Source organism: Streptomyces hygroscopicus (assembly GCF_026168105.1).
GTDB lineage: Bacteria > Actinomycetota > Actinomycetes > Streptomycetales > Streptomycetaceae > Streptomyces > Streptomyces hygroscopicus_D.
The window spans coordinates 305,752-321,836 of the sequence record NZ_LBMW01000001.1 but is presented as its reverse complement, the minus strand read 5'-3'; the positions used below and the strand labels follow the sequence as shown (position 1 = coordinate 321,836).

At 68.6% G+C, this 16,085-nt stretch carries 11 protein-coding genes; 4 read left to right on the top strand and 7 right to left on the bottom strand.

Annotated features, from left to right (window positions below; genetic code table 11):
• Positions 1-23 precede the first annotated feature (23 nt).
• The 3 genes from AAW14_RS01440 to AAW14_RS01430 form a co-directional block, all read right to left on the bottom strand.
• Positions 24-3,089: an FAD-binding and (Fe-S)-binding domain-containing protein gene (locus tag AAW14_RS01440; protein WP_265558926.1), complete on the bottom strand. Its 3,066-nt coding sequence runs from the start codon at positions 3,087-3,089 to the stop codon at positions 24-26.
• Positions 3,090-3,575: 486 nt separating this feature from the next.
• Positions 3,576-3,809, bottom strand: a complete 234-nt coding sequence (locus AAW14_RS01435) for a hypothetical protein (RefSeq protein WP_265558924.1) — start codon at positions 3,807-3,809, stop codon at positions 3,576-3,578.
• Between the two features lie 1,171 nt (positions 3,810-4,980).
• On the bottom strand, positions 4,981-5,451 hold the full coding sequence (locus AAW14_RS01430; RefSeq protein WP_265558922.1) for a hypothetical protein: 471 nt from the start codon (positions 5,449-5,451) through the stop codon (positions 4,981-4,983).
• A gap of 268 nt (positions 5,452-5,719) precedes the next feature.
• Between AAW14_RS01430 and AAW14_RS01425 the strand changes: the two genes are divergently transcribed.
• From AAW14_RS01425 to AAW14_RS01415, 3 genes are all read left to right on the top strand, one after another.
• Entirely contained in the window at positions 5,720-6,553 is an 834-nt protein-coding gene (locus AAW14_RS01425; protein ID WP_265558921.1) for a C39 family peptidase, read from the top strand.
• A 221-nt stretch (positions 6,554-6,774) separates the two neighbouring features.
• Positions 6,775-7,983: a S53 family peptidase gene (locus AAW14_RS01420; RefSeq protein ID WP_265558919.1), complete on the top strand. Its 1,209-nt coding sequence runs from the start codon at positions 6,775-6,777 to the stop codon at positions 7,981-7,983.
• A 550-nt stretch (positions 7,984-8,533) separates the two neighbouring features.
• The gene (locus tag AAW14_RS01415) at positions 8,534-9,601 is read left to right on the top strand and encodes a S1 family peptidase (protein ID WP_265558918.1); all 1,068 of its coding nucleotides are present in this window, start codon (positions 8,534-8,536) and stop codon (positions 9,599-9,601) included.
• A 264-nt stretch (positions 9,602-9,865) separates the two neighbouring features.
• On the opposite strand, the gene AAW14_RS01410 is transcribed toward AAW14_RS01415, so the two are convergent.
• Positions 9,866-10,243: a CU044_2847 family protein gene (locus tag AAW14_RS01410; protein WP_265558915.1), complete on the bottom strand. Its 378-nt coding sequence runs from the start codon at positions 10,241-10,243 to the stop codon at positions 9,866-9,868.
• A gap of 62 nt (positions 10,244-10,305) precedes the next feature.
• Between AAW14_RS01410 and AAW14_RS01405 the strand changes: the two genes are divergently transcribed.
• Positions 10,306-11,529: a hypothetical protein gene (locus tag AAW14_RS01405; RefSeq protein WP_265558913.1), complete on the top strand. Its 1,224-nt coding sequence runs from the start codon at positions 10,306-10,308 to the stop codon at positions 11,527-11,529.
• On the opposite strand, the gene AAW14_RS01400 is transcribed toward AAW14_RS01405, so the two are convergent.
• The 3 genes from AAW14_RS01400 to AAW14_RS01390 form a co-directional block, all read right to left on the bottom strand.
• Positions 11,519-12,112 carry an NUDIX domain-containing protein gene (locus tag AAW14_RS01400; RefSeq protein WP_265558912.1) on the bottom strand — a complete coding sequence of 198 codons (594 nt, stop codon included), beginning with the start codon at positions 12,110-12,112 and terminating at the stop codon, positions 11,519-11,521. The genes AAW14_RS01405 and AAW14_RS01400 overlap by 11 nt on opposite strands.
• A gap of 46 nt (positions 12,113-12,158) precedes the next feature.
• On the bottom strand, positions 12,159-15,146 hold the full coding sequence (locus AAW14_RS01395; RefSeq protein WP_265558909.1) for a trypsin-like peptidase domain-containing protein: 2,988 nt from the start codon (positions 15,144-15,146) through the stop codon (positions 12,159-12,161).
• Positions 15,147-15,307: 161 nt separating this feature from the next.
• Positions 15,308-15,979 carry a DUF4386 domain-containing protein gene (locus AAW14_RS01390; RefSeq protein ID WP_265558907.1) on the bottom strand — a complete coding sequence of 224 codons (672 nt, stop codon included), beginning with the start codon at positions 15,977-15,979 and terminating at the stop codon, positions 15,308-15,310.
• Between the last annotated feature and the right edge of the window lie 106 nt (positions 15,980-16,085).

Genomic DNA, 16,085 nt, shown 5'->3' with positions numbered 1-16,085 from the left:
CTGAGGCAGAGGGAGCAGGTGGTCTAGTCGGGGCGACGCAGGCGGCGCACCGCACCCAGGCCGACGGCCGTCAGGGCGGCGGCGCCCGCGAAGGTCGCCCAGGTGCTGACGCCTGAGGGCGGGACGGGGCGCTGCGCGAGGCGTTCGGGCATCTCGCCGGGCAGGGCCCCCTCGAGACCCAGCGCCAGTGCCTCCGCGAGGTGCAGGGCCCGGCGGCCGGTGTCGGCCTGCTCGATCTGGGTGCGGCAGCTGAAGCCGTCCGCGAGGAGCAGGCTGGAGGGGGAGGCCGCGCGGACGGCGGGAAGGACGCCCTGCTCGGCGACGGCCATGGACACCTCGTGGTGGCCGCGTTCGAATCCGAAGTTGCCGGCGAGTCCGCAGCAGCCCTCGTCGAGGACGTCGGCGTCGATGTGGGCGCGGCGCATCAACTCCCGATCGGCGTCGTCGTGCAGGACCGCGTGCTGGTGGCAGTGGGTCTGCACCGTCGCCTGCCGGGCCAGAGCGGGCGGCTGCCAGTCGTCGGGTGCGTGGTGGACGAGATGCTCGGCGAAGGTACGGAACTGCCCGGCCAGGCGCTGCACGTCCTGGTCGTCCGGCATCAGTTCCGGCGCGTCCGACCGGAACACGGCGGTGCAGGACGGTTCGAGGCCGATGACGGGGGTGCCTGCCTCCACCCAGGGGCGCAGGACGCCGAGTGTGTGCCGCAGTACCTTCTTGGCCACGGTCAACTGCCCGGTGGAGATCCAGGTCAGCCCGCAGCACACGGGACGGCCGGGGACGGCGACACGGAACCCCGCGTCCTCCAGGACCCGGACGGCCGACTCGGCGATCGCCGGGTGGAAGTAGGTGCTGAAGGTGTCGGGCCACAGCACAACGGTGCGGGAGTCGCCGGGGTCCGGCTCCTCGGTGCCCCGGGACCGCCACCACTGCAGGAAGGATTCTCGCGCGAACACGGGGGCTTGGCGAGCCCCGTCGACGCCGGCGAGCCTTTTGCCCGCGTCGGACAGTCCGGGCGCGTGCAGCACGCTGTTGGCCAGGGACGGGGCGAGGCGGGACAACCTGGCCCACACCGGCAGCCAACCCATCGAGTAGTGCGCGGCCGGGCGAGGCCTGCCCGCGTAGTGGTGAGCGAGGAACTCGGCCTTGTAGGTGGCCATGTCGACGCCGGTGGGACAGTCCGACCGGCAGCCCTTGCACGCCAGGCAGAGGTCCAGGGCGTCGCGGACCTCGGTGGAGCGCCAGCCGTCGGTGATCGCGGAATCCGCGTGGCCGTCGAGCATCTCGAACAGCAGCCGCGCACGGCCCCGCGTGGAGTGTTCCTCCTCCTTGGTGGCCCGGTAGGAGGGACACATCACGCCGCCCTGGTGGCTGCGGCAGTTGCCGATGCCGACGCACCGCATCACGGCGCGGGTGAAGGAGTGTTCGTCCTTCGGGTAGCCGAAATGGGACCGCACGGCGGCGGGCCGCCAGGCGGAGCCCAGCCGCAGCTGTCCGTCGACCGGGTTCGGATCGACGACCTTGCCCGGGTTCATTCGGTTGTCCGGATCGAAGAGAGCCTTCATCTCGCCGAAGGCGGCCACGAGTCGCTCGCCGAACATACGGGTCAGCAGCTCGCCCCGGGCCTGTCCGTCGCCGTGTTCTCCCGACAGGGATCCGCCGTAGGACGTCACGAGGTCGGCAGCGCGTTCCACGAAGCGGCGGAAGTCGGCCACGCCCTCGGCTGTCGTCAGCGCGAAGGGGATACGGGTGTGCACACAGCCCTGCCCGAAGTGGCCGTACAACGAGGGGTGGTCGTAGCCGAACTCGTCGAAAAGGTTCTTCAGGTCCCGCAGATAGTCGCCCAGGCGGTCGGGCGGCACCGCGGAGTCCTCCCAGCCCTCCCAGGTCTCCCGCCCGTCCGGGGGGCGGGCGGTCACCCCGAGCCCGGCCTCGCGGGCCCTGAGCATCTCCTGCTCGCGCGCCGGGTCGTCGGAGAAGGCCACGCCCGGGTCCTTCTCGCTGCGGCCCAGCGCCCGCAGCAGCGCGTGCGCCTGGTCGTCGACGGAGTCCTGGCTGTCGCCGCCGAACTGCACCAGCAGCCAGCTGTCGCCTTCCGGAAGGGCGTCGAGGGAGTCGAGGTACGCGTGTTCCTCCCGCATCAGCTGTGCCATCCGGCCGTCGAGGGCCTCCAGCTGGGTGGGGCGGCAGTGCTCCAGGAGGCGGGGGACTTCGTCGGCGGCCGAGCAGATGTCCTCGTATCCGAGGGCCAGTAGCGACTGGAACGGCGGCACGGGTACGAGGTCGAGCTCGGCGCGCAGCACGGTCACCAGGGTGCCCTCGCTGCCGACCAGGGCCTTGGCGACGTCGAAGCCGTTCTCCGGCAGCAGCGAGTCCAGGTTGTAGCCGGACACGCGCCGCGGGATCTTCGGATAGCCGCGCCGCACGTCCGCGAGGTACTCGGTGATGATGCGGTCGAGACCGTCGTAGATCTCGGCCCGGTGGCCGCCCTCCGCCGTGATCTGCGCTCGTTCGGCCTTCGACGTGGGCCCCACCCACATGCGTGCGCCGTCATAGGTGAGGATCTCCAGCCGACGTACGTTGTCCACGGTCTTGCCGTACGCCTGTGCGGACCCCCCGCACGAGTTGTTGCCGATCATGCCGCCCAGCGCGCAGTGACTATGGGTCGAGGGTTTCGGCCCGAACTGCAGGCGATGGTCGGACAGTTCACGGTTGAGCTCGTCCAGGACGATCCCCGGCTCCACGACGCAGGTGCGGGCGTCGGGGTCGACCGACACAAGGGTATGGCAGTACTTCGTCCAGTCGATGATCACAGCCGTGTTGGTCGACTGCCCGGCCAGGCTCGTTCCGCCGCCACGGGACAGGACCGGAGCGCCGAACCGCGCGCACACCTCGACGGCCCGGGCACCGGCCTCCACGTCGCGCGGGACGACGATGCCGATGGGGGGCTGGCGGTAATTGGACCCGTCGGTTGCGTATGCGCCCTTGCTCCCCGCGTCGAACCGAACCTCTGCATCGACCTCGGCAAGCAGTGCAGTCTCCAAGCCGGCCACATCCAGGACGGCCGCGCGTCGCGCAGGTGTGTGCGTCATCGGTCCTCCAGCCACCCCTTCACACCGTCTTGCTCTGCTCGATCTGCCGGCTCGCATCCCGGCTGGGACGGTGGAGAGCCAAGACCGTCCGACCGCTCCTGTGTACGCCCGCTTCCAGAACTGACGACACCGTGTGCCCAACGGACCCCTTTGCTCACGGGTGGCCTCCGGTCCTCGTGCATGGTGTGGGTCATGAGTCGTCCGAGCACCCAGCGCTGCCCGGCAGCAGCGTGGGACGGGGCGGCCGGTCACGTCGTACCTCGTGCGCGGACACAGCGTCACGGCGCCTGGCTCCGGACACGGCAACGCCGTGCACGAGCACGCCGATGCGTCCCGTCAGGTGTTCCGCCGACCGCGGCCGCTCCTTGGACATCCGCCTGCTGGAGCGGGCGGCGCTCGCGGTGCAGCAGGCGGTGCCACCTCGGCCTCGCCTCGGGCAGCTGTCCTGACGCCGCTCCGGCGACCTGTGCCGGTTGCGTGTGTGAGTCAGCCGGCGAGCCGGGTCCGCAGCAGTTCCTTGCCCATCTCGGCGCCCTTGCGGCTGTCTGCCTGGGCTTTGCGGAAGAGTTCCGCCAGCTGGCTGTCGTTCTCGCGCTCCGCGTCGCCGATGTAGGCCTCCAGACGTAGGGCGTTGTTCAGGCACGACTCCACGTACCAGACCAGGTCGTAGTCCTTGTCCAGAGTGCCGGTGACCTTACCGGTCTCGGTGCTGCTCGTCATGTCGCTCTCCTCTCGCGTGGCCGCGATCCGTGCGTCCAGGATCCGCGGTGATTACTCAACGTAGTCGTACGGTCGCGTAGGCGGCCGTGCGCGATCATCGGCGCTTCGACGACGCGTCCCGAGTGCCCCAGGTCGGGGTGGGTTATTCCAGCGGCCCTCACCGGCCCACTCCCTCCCTTGGCCGCCGACAGCGACACGGGGCCGCGGCGACGAGTGCGGACGCCCCTTCCAGGCCCGAGCGTTCAACCTGCGGATCCTCGTGACTCTGCAGCGTCAGCCGATGAGGGTGCTCCTGGCTCAACGAGCCGGGGGATTTCCGTTGGGCGGGCAACTGTTTGCCGGGTTTCTGCGCGGCCCTGCAAGCATGCTCGCTCGCAGTGCAGTTGAAGTTCCCGCTCGAGGATGGTACGAACGCGGAGCCCGCAAAGGAAAAGGCCGGGCCGATTGCGTGGCCCTAACTCCCTTGTGCTGCGGGCCGGAGTGGCCGAGCCCCTGCCCGGACTCTTCTCCAGCAGATGCATCACGCGTGGATCTGTGTTGGTCTGGAAGAGTGAGGGCGGCCGGTCAGGAGCCCGGAACCGTCTTCCAAGCACTCATAGTGCACGTGGCCTAGGCGTATTCGAGAATGCACGCGGTTGAGGTGAGGACCATGAGCCGAGCCAGTGGGTCTCGGTGTCCTTCAACCCTTGCGCGTTGCGAGTGTGACAGCCGTTCGCGCGGCAGACCGTTTGATGCGCGGGCGATTGTACAGCAACACTCAGCCAGGCTCATGACTGAGTTCCTGGAACACACGTCACCCCCCGACCGTCCCTAGGATGACCGCGAGCGCATGCACGGCAGCCCAAAGAACGCCGCCGGTGCTGTGCCGGAAACAAGCAGCCTCCGAATCGCTCGGGATCGCGCGCACGACAGCGCCGAGAACCACCATTACTCAGAAAGCAGCGCAGGCCGATTCATGCACAATGCCTAGCTCGACACAGTGGCTTCTAGTCAGCTCCTGACTTCCCCTCAGAGATGGGAGAAACTGATGAGGAAGACGATGATATCGGCTGCAGTAGTGGCCGCTGCACTCGCGGGAGGGCTGGTCGTCGCCGCCCCAGCGGCTGATGCGGCTCCCCACAACGACTTCTCATGTGCCCTGACATCCGGCCCAGGCAACTTCTTCGGAGTGTCAGGCACCGGATTCCCAGCCAACGAGCTGGTCACGGCCAGGAATTCCGCGGGCGCCGTGGTGGGAACCTTTACAACCACCCCTGACGGCCACTTCGAGTTCACAGGGCTCCCGAACGACAGCTACATCGTCAGCTCGAAGTTCGCCAAGGTGAACTGCGCCAAGCTGGCCAATGTGCCACAGCTGCCGCCGGCGCAGAAGCCGCAACAGCCCCAGAAACCGCAGGTCCCGCAGATTCCGCAACTCCCGCAGATTCCACAGAACCCGCAACTCCCGCAGATTCCACAGAACCCGCAACTCCCGCAGCAGCCGCAGCAACCCCAGCAGCCGCAGCAGCCGCAGCAGCCGCAGCAACCCCAGCAGCCGCAGCAACCCCAGCAGCCGCAGCAACCCCAGCAGCCGCAGCAGCCGCAGCAGCCGCAGCAGCCGCAGCAGTAGGGCCTCGTTCCCCTCACCTGGTGGCCTCGGCATCTCTTCGATGCCGAGGCCGCTTGTCGCGCGCCGTCAGGAAGCGACCTCGGGTCGGCGGAGGACGCCGCTGCAGATCAGGGGCCACCGATGCGGTACGTGCCCGGCCGGCGCCTTCTGCCGAATCAGTCGGGCAGCTGCCTCGACCGGGAAGGTGTCGCGCCGCCGAGTCCCGCTTCGCCCGTATGGCGTAGCACGAAGAGCTCCCTCCAGGCCGGACACATAAAGTCACGAGAAGTGGCTGACCGTGTCCACTCCGAGGAGGTCGAGTGTGCGAGCGAAGCCCTTGCAGAAGCTGGAACCTCGAATACGCTCTGCCCTCCGCATCGGCCTGACGATGCTCGGGGGCATGGCCGCGGGCGCCATCGTCCTTGTGTCAGGCGCCTCGGCCCCGGCGCTGGCCCCCGGACCCACGCTGCCGAACGACCGCACCAGCTCGCCGCCGTCGATGACGTCTCAGCCGTCGCAGCATGCCGCTCCGAAGCCGTCGACGTCTCCGAGCGCATCGCACTCGACGGCAAGGGCGAGTGAAGTCCCGCTGTACGGGATGCAGTTGAACAACACCTGCGAGGCGGCGTCTCTCCGGATGGTGCTAGGCGCGCGAGGCATCCGAACCGGGGACCAGGCGATCCTGAAGCAGTTCGGGATCGACAGAACGCACTACCAGTTCGGTCGATCCGGGGCGTTGTCGGGGAACCCCTTCCGCAGCTTCGTAGGAGATCCTAACGGCTCCCAGAAAGCCGGTACGGGATTCGGTGTGTACTACCCGCCCGTGGCGGCAGCGGCCCGCTCCTTCGGCCTGAACGTGCTTGCGGCTGGACAAGGTGTCTCACTTGACCAGCTACGGAGCCAGGTCTCCCAGGGGCATCCTGCGATCGTCTGGGTCGACTACTTCTGGCGCCGAGCGGCAACCACGTCGTACACGGCCTATGACGGAGCCCGTATTCCATACGCGGGGCCCGCGGAACACGCTGTAGTCGTCACCGCCTATTCCGGCAGCACTGTGACGGTCAACGACCCGGCCCGGGGCAAACACGTCATTCCTCTGGGCCGGTTCACTGACGCCTACGCCGCTTACGGAAACATGGCCGTAGTGCTGCATTAGCCAGTTGGACGGCTCGCGGGCCATGGCGGGAGCTGCCCGCGGTGGCGCGGACAGGGGGCGGCACCACAGGCGCCGCGCCGGGACGCGCAGACCGGTGGTGACGCCGTCCGGGCACGCGTGGACCGCTGCTGACGCCGCAAGGGGACGGGTGTGGCCGCGGCCGCGCAGGCCGGGCTGCGCGGGCCCGAGCAGGTGTCGGCCGTTCAGCCTGAAGGAGAGTCATGTACCACGCCCGCCCGATCCGTTCGCTGCTGGTCATGGCCCTCGCGCTGGTGGGACCGGCCGCACTCTCCGCGCACGCCGGGACTCACATCTCGGCCGTCGGACTCCGTCGGTCGACCGCCGTCCGCGTCTGCCCCCAGCCGTCCGATCAGAGCCACACGGCCTGTCTGGCCATGATGCGCACCGACGTGAAGCCCGTCCCGTCGCTTCCGCAGGGCAGGAACCCGGCCGGCCTCGGCCCCTCGGACATCCGCAGCGCCTACAACCTGTTCGGCCGGCACGGCGAGGGCCGTACCGTGGCGATCACCGTCGCCTTCCACGATCCCCACCTGGAGAGCGATCTGGCCGTCTACCGTCGCCGGTTCAGCCTTCCGCCGTGCACCAAGGCCAACGGCTGCCTCCGTGTCGTCAACCAGCGCGGCGGAACTGTTCTCCCGTCCGCCGTCGACCCGGTCTGGTCGTTCGAGGAGTCCATCGACGTGGACACGGTGAGCGCCGCCTGCTCTGACTGTCACATCCTGGTCGTCGAAAACGACAGCGCCCTCTTCAGCGACCAGATCGCCGGAATCGACCAAGCCGTCGCGCTGGGCACGAAGTTCATCAACAGCAGCTGGTTCGTGCCTGAGACATCCATCGAGAGGGACTTCGACTTCCACTTCAGCGGCCACCCCGGCGTCGCCTTCACCTTTGCCTCGGGCGACACCGGAGGGGTACCGGTCTACCGTTCCGTCTCCCCGTACGTCACCTCGGTGGGCGGTACCACGCTGAGCCGCGCGAACAACCGGCGCGGCTGGGCCGAGACCGCCTGGAGCGGCACCGGATGCGGCTGTTCCCGCTACGAGCCCAAGCCGCCCTTCCAGCACGACACCATCTGCCCCGCCAAGCGCACCACCGTCGATGTCTCAGCGGTCGCGGATCCGGCCACCGGCCTTGCGGTTTATGACTCGGTTCCCATCAATTCAGGTGCCTCCGGATGGTTCATTGCCGGCGGCACCAGTGTGTCCTCCCCGCTGCTGGCCGCGATGTACGCCCTGGCCGGCAACCCCGCACCCGGCACCTACCCCAACTCCTACCCCTACGCCCGCCCGCAGGCCTTCAACGACATCATCACCGGCCACGCCGGCCCCTACTCGGCCGGCCCGGGCTACGACGCCCCCACCGGTATCGGCACCCCCGACGGTGTCGACGGACTGCGCCCCGGGTCGTGATGGCACGCAGCAGCCGGAACCGGCAGCCGAACCGGAAAGCGACGGCCCGCGGCTGACATCCGCAAGCGACGAACACACCGCTGAGCTGACACACGCCGTCGGCACCGGAGTCGAGCACCGGATCCGCGCCGCCTGCTTGCCACCGACGCCTGACCGGTGAGACGTGCCCGCACCGACGGTGCCGCTCGTCTTTCGCGACCGGTGCCTGGACCGCCGCTCCGCATAGCGGACGGAACCATCGCCATCCGGTCAGCCGGTGGTGCACGGCGCGTAGGCGCACACCGAGTGGTGCGGCCACGGTCCGTCACCGCGCCCGGTCTCGCAGGCGCCTGACGAGCCCTTGTTCGCAGCCGGACGGGCCGCCGGGCCAAACCGGGGTGCGGCCCAAAGAGCGCCTTGTGGGCACGCGCAGCGCATCGCGATACTCGTCGACACCCCAGCATTTGGCATGCACACGCCCCTCGCAACTCTCTGGGGGCGTCCATGCTCCTCATCCCTCCGGCCCCGGCCTGCCGAGCAGGCGTGGGACACCCCCCGCAGGAGGTCATACGTGACGTACCGTCGGATATCCACCGTCCGCCTCGCCATCACGGGGACGGGCGCGGCGGCACTCGCCGCCACAGCCGTTCTGCTGCCCGGCGCCGACGCGGCCACCGCCGCGCCCGCCTCGGTGGCAGTCCAGGCCAAGTCCGCCGCGGCCGTCGTCGCCCAGCTGGGCGACCGTGCCGCCGGCTCCTACTACGATGCGCAATCCCGGCAGCTGGTCGTCAACATCACCGACCCGTCGGCGGCCCAGCAGGTCCGCGGCGCAGGCGCGGTGCCCAGAGTGGTGCGCTACTCCGCGGCCCAACTCCACGCGGCAGCCGTCACCTTGGCCAAGCAGGCCCGGATCGTCGGCACCGCGTGGGCACTCGACCCCCGCCAGGACAAGGTGGTCGTCACTGCCGACCCCACGGTCACCGGAGCCAAGCGCACTCGGCTCGCAGCTGTGGTCAACTCCCTGGGTGACAAGGCCGTTCTGAGGCATACGGCCTCGCCCTTCAAGCCGTTGGCCGCCGGCGGTGACGCGATCTGGGGCAGCGGAGTGCGCTGTTCGCTCGGTTTCAACGTGTCCGTGGGCGGTGCTCCCTACTTCCTGACCGCCGGACACTGTGGCAACGCCTCCTCGACCTGGTCCGACTCCCAGGGCGGCGGGGAGATCGGTCAGACCGTCGACTCGCAGTTCCCCGGCACCGACTACGCCCTCGTCCAGTACGACGACCCCGGCGCCGACCACCCCAGCGCGGTGGACCTGTACGACGGCAGCGCACAGCAGATCACCCGCGCCGCAGACGCCTACGTCGGCGAGCAGGTGCAGCGCAGCGGCAGCACCACAGGCGTGTACGGCGGATCGGTCACCGGGCTCGACGCCACCGTGAACTACCAGGAGGGTACGGTCTCGGGCCTGATCGACACGAACGTGTGCGCCGAGCCCGGCGACAGCGGCGGTGCCCTCTTCGACGGCGACGCGGCGATCGGGATGACCTCGGGCGGCAGCGGCGACTGCACCTCGGGCGGCGAGACCTTCTTCCAGCCGGTGACGGCGGCGTTGGCCGCGGAGGGTGCCGGCATTCCGTAACCCGTGTGCATCCACGGCGTGTTCACCTCGTCCCGGTGACGGTGTGGACACGCCGCATGCGTGGAGACGGTCGCGCCGACGGCCTTCGGTGCGGGTCGACGGCTCTTCCCGGCCGTCGGCCCCCGCGGAACAGGAGTGCGTGACGGCGGAACAGATGCGCGCCGCCGTCCTCACCGGATTCCAGAGGGTCCCCCTTGACCGCCCGATGCAATTGGCCGCGCGAGACGCCCGTCGGCCCCGTCGCACTTTCGAAACGGGAGTGATTCAAGTGACGGGGGAATCGGGTTCGTTCGCTTCGTCAGGTTCTTCGGGTCGGCCGGCCGCGGTCAATTGGAGATCGGGTTCGCCGCCCTTCCTCCAGGTCGCCGAGACCTTGAGGGTGGTCTTCCCGCCCGCGCTTGTCACCGCACTCACCAAAGCACCGGCCTTGATGGCCAGTTCGATTCCGAATTCGAGCGTAACCTCGTCCGGAGCGGCTCTCCGCAGTCCCGAGCGCACATTGCCGACGACGGTCTGCAGCGTACCAGGGAGATCATCCAGTCGGTACCTGCCGCCAAAGGCCGTATCCCTGGGACCGCCGCGCTCCTCGATGCGTACCCAGAGACTTCCCTCAGGTGTTTCCACTTGGACAATCTCTGACAATTTCTCCTCCTTGATGCTGTAATGCTCGAGACACAAATCTGGTCTGGAAGGGTGAACGGCCGGTGAACGAAGAGACTTTGACGACGGGCGAGGAGAGCATCTTCCTTTCCGACGTCGAGCCGCACGCCGCGACACCGATTGACAGGGCCCCGGATCTGCGCTCGCGCGTACTCCTGCACGTGCTCTTCGCGGACACCTTACTGATCGGGGACTCGCAGAGCCTCAACAACAAGTACTTCCGTGCCCTCGTCTCGGGCCGGGAAGCTCAGGAAGTGGAGAACGCCGCAGCAGGCACCGTGCTTGCGGATCTCGCCCCGCTGCTGGAAGCGGGCCGGATCCGGGTGGCCCGCCGGGCGGGGTACACACTGCAAAGGATCAGGGACGAACACGCGGCCAAGCACGTCGACAACGTACCCTCCCCCGCCTATGTGGACCAGTTGGAGGCGATGGCGGCCGAGCACTTCGTGCCGTACGAGGGGAAGGTGGTGGAGGCTGCCTTCAAGTCCGGTGTGCTGCATCGGCTGGAGCTGGGACTCCAGCAGGCACGAGGCGATACCCGGGCGGTCCTGGACGCTGCTCTGCTGTGGGCCAGGGACCAGGAGGTGCTGTACTACAAGTCGCTCCGTGACTGGCTGGACCACTTCCGGATGACGTCCCCGAGGGCAGGCGCGGAGGTGGTTCTGGCCCTGCAGTCGGTGGACGACTGGGCCGGTGAGTCCTATCGGCAGGGTCTCCCCTCGGCGTTGAACGTCGGTATGGCCGGCCCGCGCGATGCACCGGATACGATCCCGACCTCGCGAAGCCGCCGTATTCTGGAACAGGCCCAGCTGCCCGCGGCGATGCTGGACAATTTCCTGTTGTCGCAGCTCCCTGTCGAGGTTCTGTTCGAGGCGACGGCGCAGCCGTCCCGCAACGCCCTGGTGCGGGAGCTGGCGCGGCTGCGCCGGGGCCTGCAGCCGGACGTCCCGGTCCTGCGGGCCGCTGTCGACGAGTTCAGCTCGTGGATGCTGGAGGCGTTCGACCGCACGTTCCGAGCCCGCGGTGGCCAGGCGTGGGACCACCTGCAGGGCGAGGCCCGTCTGATGCGCTTCGGCTTGGACGAGGACCCGACGACGGGCCGGCTGGGAGCGGGTCTGGAAATCCAGACAGCGGCTGCCGACACTACCCGGAACCTGTCGTTCCATGTGATGAACCGTCCGACCGGGGCGGGGGAAGCCAACTGGATCCAGGCTGCCCGGCGACCGGTGAAGGACCTCGATCCGCTCGACCGCGTGGTCACCCTCTAGCCACCGGCGGCAGCGCATTCCGGTCGGCGGCCACCAGTGTGAAGGCAGCGATCGTGAGACTGCAGCTGATGCGCCCCAGCCGCACCAGCTCCAGCATCTCATCTTGCGAGACCCACACAGGTGCGGCCACCGACTCCATCGACTCCGGCCGGGCGGCCTCGCGCTCCCCGGGAAGCACGCTCGCACAGCAGACGTGGATGCCGGTCTCGATCAGACCGGTATCCGCATGGAGCAACCCGATGGCCCGTACGGAGGAGGCCTCCAGCCCGGCCTCCTCCCACAGTTCGCGCGCAGCAGCCTTCTCGGGCCGCTCACCGGGCTCGCAACCGCCGCGCGGGAACTCCAGGGAGGAAGCGCCCACCGGATAGCGATACGTAGGCACCAAGGCCATGCCCCCCGGTCCCACCGGCACGACCACCACCCCCCTCTGCGCCCACTGCCACCGAAGGTAGGTGCCCGGCAGCCCGCCCGGCGAGACGACGTCGTCGTTGTACAGCTGCCCGAAGCGGTTGCTGAAGACCTCGACCGCCTGCCGGCGCCGGATCGGAGCGGGAGAGCTGAAAGTCTCGTGATCGGTCGGCATATCGCTCCTGCCTGGACTGTCTTGGACCACCCGTACACGACGGGTCTCAAATGCCATGATCGGCCAAGGCATTCAGCTGCTCCAACCAGGAAGCGCGTTCATGGGAGAACTCATCGAGGTCGCAGCACAGTTCAGCCAGCGCACGCAACGATTGCCGGTGCACTGACAGCTGTGCGGGGTCCCGGCCCGGCAGCCCATTGCGCAGGTTCGCTGACTCCCTCAGGGCCAAATACGCCTGCCGGTACCGACCTGCCCTGATGAGACCCCTCGCGTGCCGGTACAGCAACTCGGGGAGCTTCGCCAGGTACCGTCCGGGCCGTCGCTCGGCCAGTTCGCGGAGCAGCGCCACGGACTCCTCTCCGGAGAAGACGGCAGCCTCGATCTGACCGGTCCGTTGTCTGCACTCGGCGAGTACTTCCAGGCAGTCCAGCATCGTCTCGTCCTGACGGGCGCCCGGACTCGCCTGTTCGCACAACAGCACTCCCCGAGCGGCCTCGCGGGCGGCGGCGTGCACCTGGCCGTCCTCCAGACGCAGCAGCGCGAGAGTGGTCAGCGCCGCGGCGGTGTCCAGGAGGTACGTCTGCCGCTGTGGGCCGTTCTGCCCGGCCTGTGCCGACAACTGCTCGTAGAGGCCGACCGCCAGCCTGCTCTGTTCCAGCGCAGGCGTTGTCTCACCCGCGCGGTGCAGCAGCAGGCTCAGGTTGTTGAGTGCCGCAGCGTATTCGGCCATGTGCCGTCCGGATTGGCGTACCAGGTCGCGGCTGAGCGTGACGGCCTGACGGGCCGTCCGCAAGGCCGTCTCGTTCCGCCCCGTGTCGTCGAGTCGCAGGCTGTAGCGGGAAAGGCGGCGCAGCCTGAGGAGTTGGTCTTCCTCGGTGAAGTGCGCACTCGGCAGTTCCAGCAGTCGGCCGAGGACCACCACCGCCACCGGCGACAGACTCGAGGGGTAATCGGGCAGCCTGCTTTCGACCGCGGCGAGCAACGGTGCCTCGCACGTCTCGAGCACGGGCAGCATGAGGTCGGCCAGCGGCTCGGCATGGGGCAGCACCCCGCCGACTGTCACCAGCGCGGGCAGCATCACCTCCGGGTGCTCGGAAACGGCCTGAGCCAGGGCCGCGTCCAAGGCCCGGTGCGCGGGATGGACCTCGACCCGGCCCATGGCCGTGCAGCCGCGGGCACGGGCGAGCACTTCGACCGTCTCCTCCGCCGCCGCGATCCGGGCCGTCTCCGAGGCAGTTTGGGGAGCCTGCAGCAGAGCGCCGAGATAGGCATGGGGATGTCCTGAGCTCTCCGGCGTACCGAGGACCCGCCGGACCAGAATCTCACCGATCCGGTCAGGCTCCAGAGGGGCCACCTGATCGCCTTCGGCGGGGTAGAGCGTCCGCAGAGAGGCGTGGACGCCGAACATGTTCGGCGTCTGTTGCCCGGGAAAGGCTGCCGAATGAACTCGCTTCAACTTCTCGGTGAGATCGGTCCCGGGTAACCCGGGAGCCAAAGTGGGTACCAGCAGCAGTCCTTCCGACAGGCGCTCCCCACTCTCTCCGGCCAGCGGCGCCTCTCCGGGCAGGCGTGCCGCAAGCAACCCGTGCCAGCCCCTGACCTCGTGGTCGCAGATGCGCTCCAGCGGATCCTCGGCTGCGGCCCAGCTGCCGCCCCGCTCCAGAGCGAGGACGGCGTCCAACGCGAGTGCGAGCACGCCCAGGAGCGAGTCCTGCTTCTCAGCGCGTGCGTCCAGTGAATCCGGTGGGGTGAGCCAACCGCAGCCGAGGCGGTCGGCGAACACCGTGAAGGCCTTGGACGCCAAGGAGGAATCCGCGATGGCCCTGGGAAGTTGTACCACGCTCGCATCGGCCAGTGCCCAGTCATCCACACGGCGCTGCAGTGCCTGCCACAGCGGTTCGTCGGAGCGGGCGAGGAGCAGTAACCGCAACCGCAGCCGTTCGGGTCCGTACTGGTCCACGTGCTCCAACTGTGCACAGATGTCGTCCAGTCGAGCCTGGGCGTAGTCGACGACGACCAGTACCGGAATGCCCGCCGAGAGGGCATCAACGAGTTCATTCAGCCACTCCGGCCTGACCGGCGCCCTGTTGTCCCCTTTGGTCAAGAACCCGGCGATCCAACCCCGGTCGTGCATGTCGCGGCAGAGTTCGGCGGCGAGCCTGGTCTTGCCGGAGCCACCCGGTGCGTGCAGCAGGCGCAGTAGGTAGTCCGGGCCCTCGTCGCACCATGCCCGCAGATCCTCGAGCTCCGGGCGATTCTGGAAAGGCATCGTGCCTTGAGCCAGCAACTGGGCCGGGGTCACCCGGGATACGGCGCGCTGCCGAGCGCCGCGTCCGAAGCGGCCGAACAGCGCGGTCTGCCGACGCGAGCGGTCCAGGGCCACGTCGCACCAGGCAGTGCCGGGCCGGTGGGCACGGTGATTGCGCTCCGCCAGCTCGGGGAAATGGCGATGTACGGCGTCGACCGGAATCAGCCAGCCGCCGAGGGTGTCCTGCTCGTCACGTGACGCCTTGAGCACGCCGCACACCCGCCCGGTACGGAGATCGAGCACCGGTGCGCCGCTGAAGCCCTGCACGACCTGGTCCCCCTGGAGCCGCACAAACGGTCCCGCCGGCCCCACCACGACAAGGCGCAGCGTGTCCCGCTGCACGCCGGACTCCAACGTGTGCTCGCTGAATCCGTGGACAGCCACCTCTGCGCCCGGCGATGGACCCTTCTCGCCGAGCCACACACCGATGCCGGGCAGGGGCTGGCCGAGGCGGAGCTCCGCGAGATCGGGGAACTCATAGATGTGACGTTCGCCGCCGTCCTCCGGAACCATGCGGACCACTGCGGCATCGATGGTGCGCCCCTGCACCGACACCGAAACCGCCGTGTCGTTCTGTACGACATGCGCGCACGTCAGGACAGTGTCCTCGGAGACCAGGAATCCGGAGCCTTGGGGGTGGTCCGCCGACCCCACGCCGACGACTTGTCCGACGGCCAACCGGTTCAACTCGTCCAGCCTCCGCCATGCCTCTTCGTCAGCGGCCATGCCTACTCCTCCGGGTCGGGCGACCAGGTTTCCGTCCGCTGCCGCCGAAGCCCGGTGGCGGCGGCTGGTGGTTGTTCTCCAACTCACCACGGAACACCGGGACTACGATCCTGCATGAGCAAGGCATCCGTGTGGCGCCCCCGGAAGCCCGGGCCGTGCCGTCAGTGGTGCACACTGTCCGCCAGGGAAGGAACAACGGTGTCGATCGCAGGGGCGGACGACTTGAATCCCCTGGTGATGAGCCGGACGGCGAGGCTCAACTCCCAGGCGAACACCGGAATCGCAGTGAGCACGCCCCACCCGGACACCTGCTTGTAGAGGCCGAAGAGCTCGGCAACCGCCGAGGCGAAGATCAGGAGTCCACCGGTCAGGCCCAGCAGGGCGATGAACCGTGGGACGAGTCCGGAACGGTACATCAGGTACGCCATCAGCACGGTGTTGGCTCCGCAGACGAAGTTGGGCCCGATCAGGAACGTCCAGTCGTGGACTGCGACCAGTGCCTTGCCGACGGTGACGAGTGAGGCCGTGTCCGCTCCGTGCGGTGGGTGCTGACGTATCGTCACGAGTCCGAGGATGCTGACGATGCCGACGGTGATGACGGCGGCTTCCAACGTGCGAAGGCCGAGGTAGCCGATGGCCAGGGCTTCGTTGTGCCGCCTGGTGACGGGAAAGAGCGTGCACGCGGTGCCGACAATGGCGAGCGCGAGGATCACCTCGGACAGGGCTTCCAGGAGGACCCGGGTGTCCGAGCCGGCACCGAGGACGTAGTCGGCGTTCTTCAGCACCGGGCCGTACAGGATCAGGCCGGCAATCGAGGTGACGTGGGTGACCAAGGGCTGTCGTAATCCCCGGTGGATCAGCGCGCGGCGTCAGATGCGGTGCATCGCAAGGCGGAGGGTCGTCCTCATACTGGGCGTATTCGGTCGATCCGACAACGCA

Bases quoted from the DNA above. Each gene is read 5' to 3' on its own strand.
- AAW14_RS01440 (WP_265558926.1), bottom strand. From the start codon at position 3,089: ATGACGCACACACCTGCGCGACGCGCGGCCGTCCTGGATGTGGCCGGC.
- AAW14_RS01435 (WP_265558924.1), bottom strand. From the start codon at position 3,809: ATGACGAGCAGCACCGAGACCGGTAAGGTCACCGGCACTCTGGACAAG.
- AAW14_RS01430 (WP_265558922.1), bottom strand. From the start codon at position 5,451: ATGCCGAGGCCACCAGGTGAGGGGAACGAGGCCCTACTGCTGCGGCTG.
- AAW14_RS01420 (WP_265558919.1), top strand. From the start codon at position 6,775: ATGTACCACGCCCGCCCGATCCGTTCGCTGCTGGTCATGGCCCTCGCG.
- AAW14_RS01400 (WP_265558912.1), bottom strand. From the start codon at position 12,112: ATGCCGACCGATCACGAGACTTTCAGCTCTCCCGCTCCGATCCGGCGC.
- AAW14_RS01395 (WP_265558909.1), bottom strand. From the start codon at position 15,146: ATGGCCGCTGACGAAGAGGCATGGCGGAGGCTGGACGAGTTGAACCGG.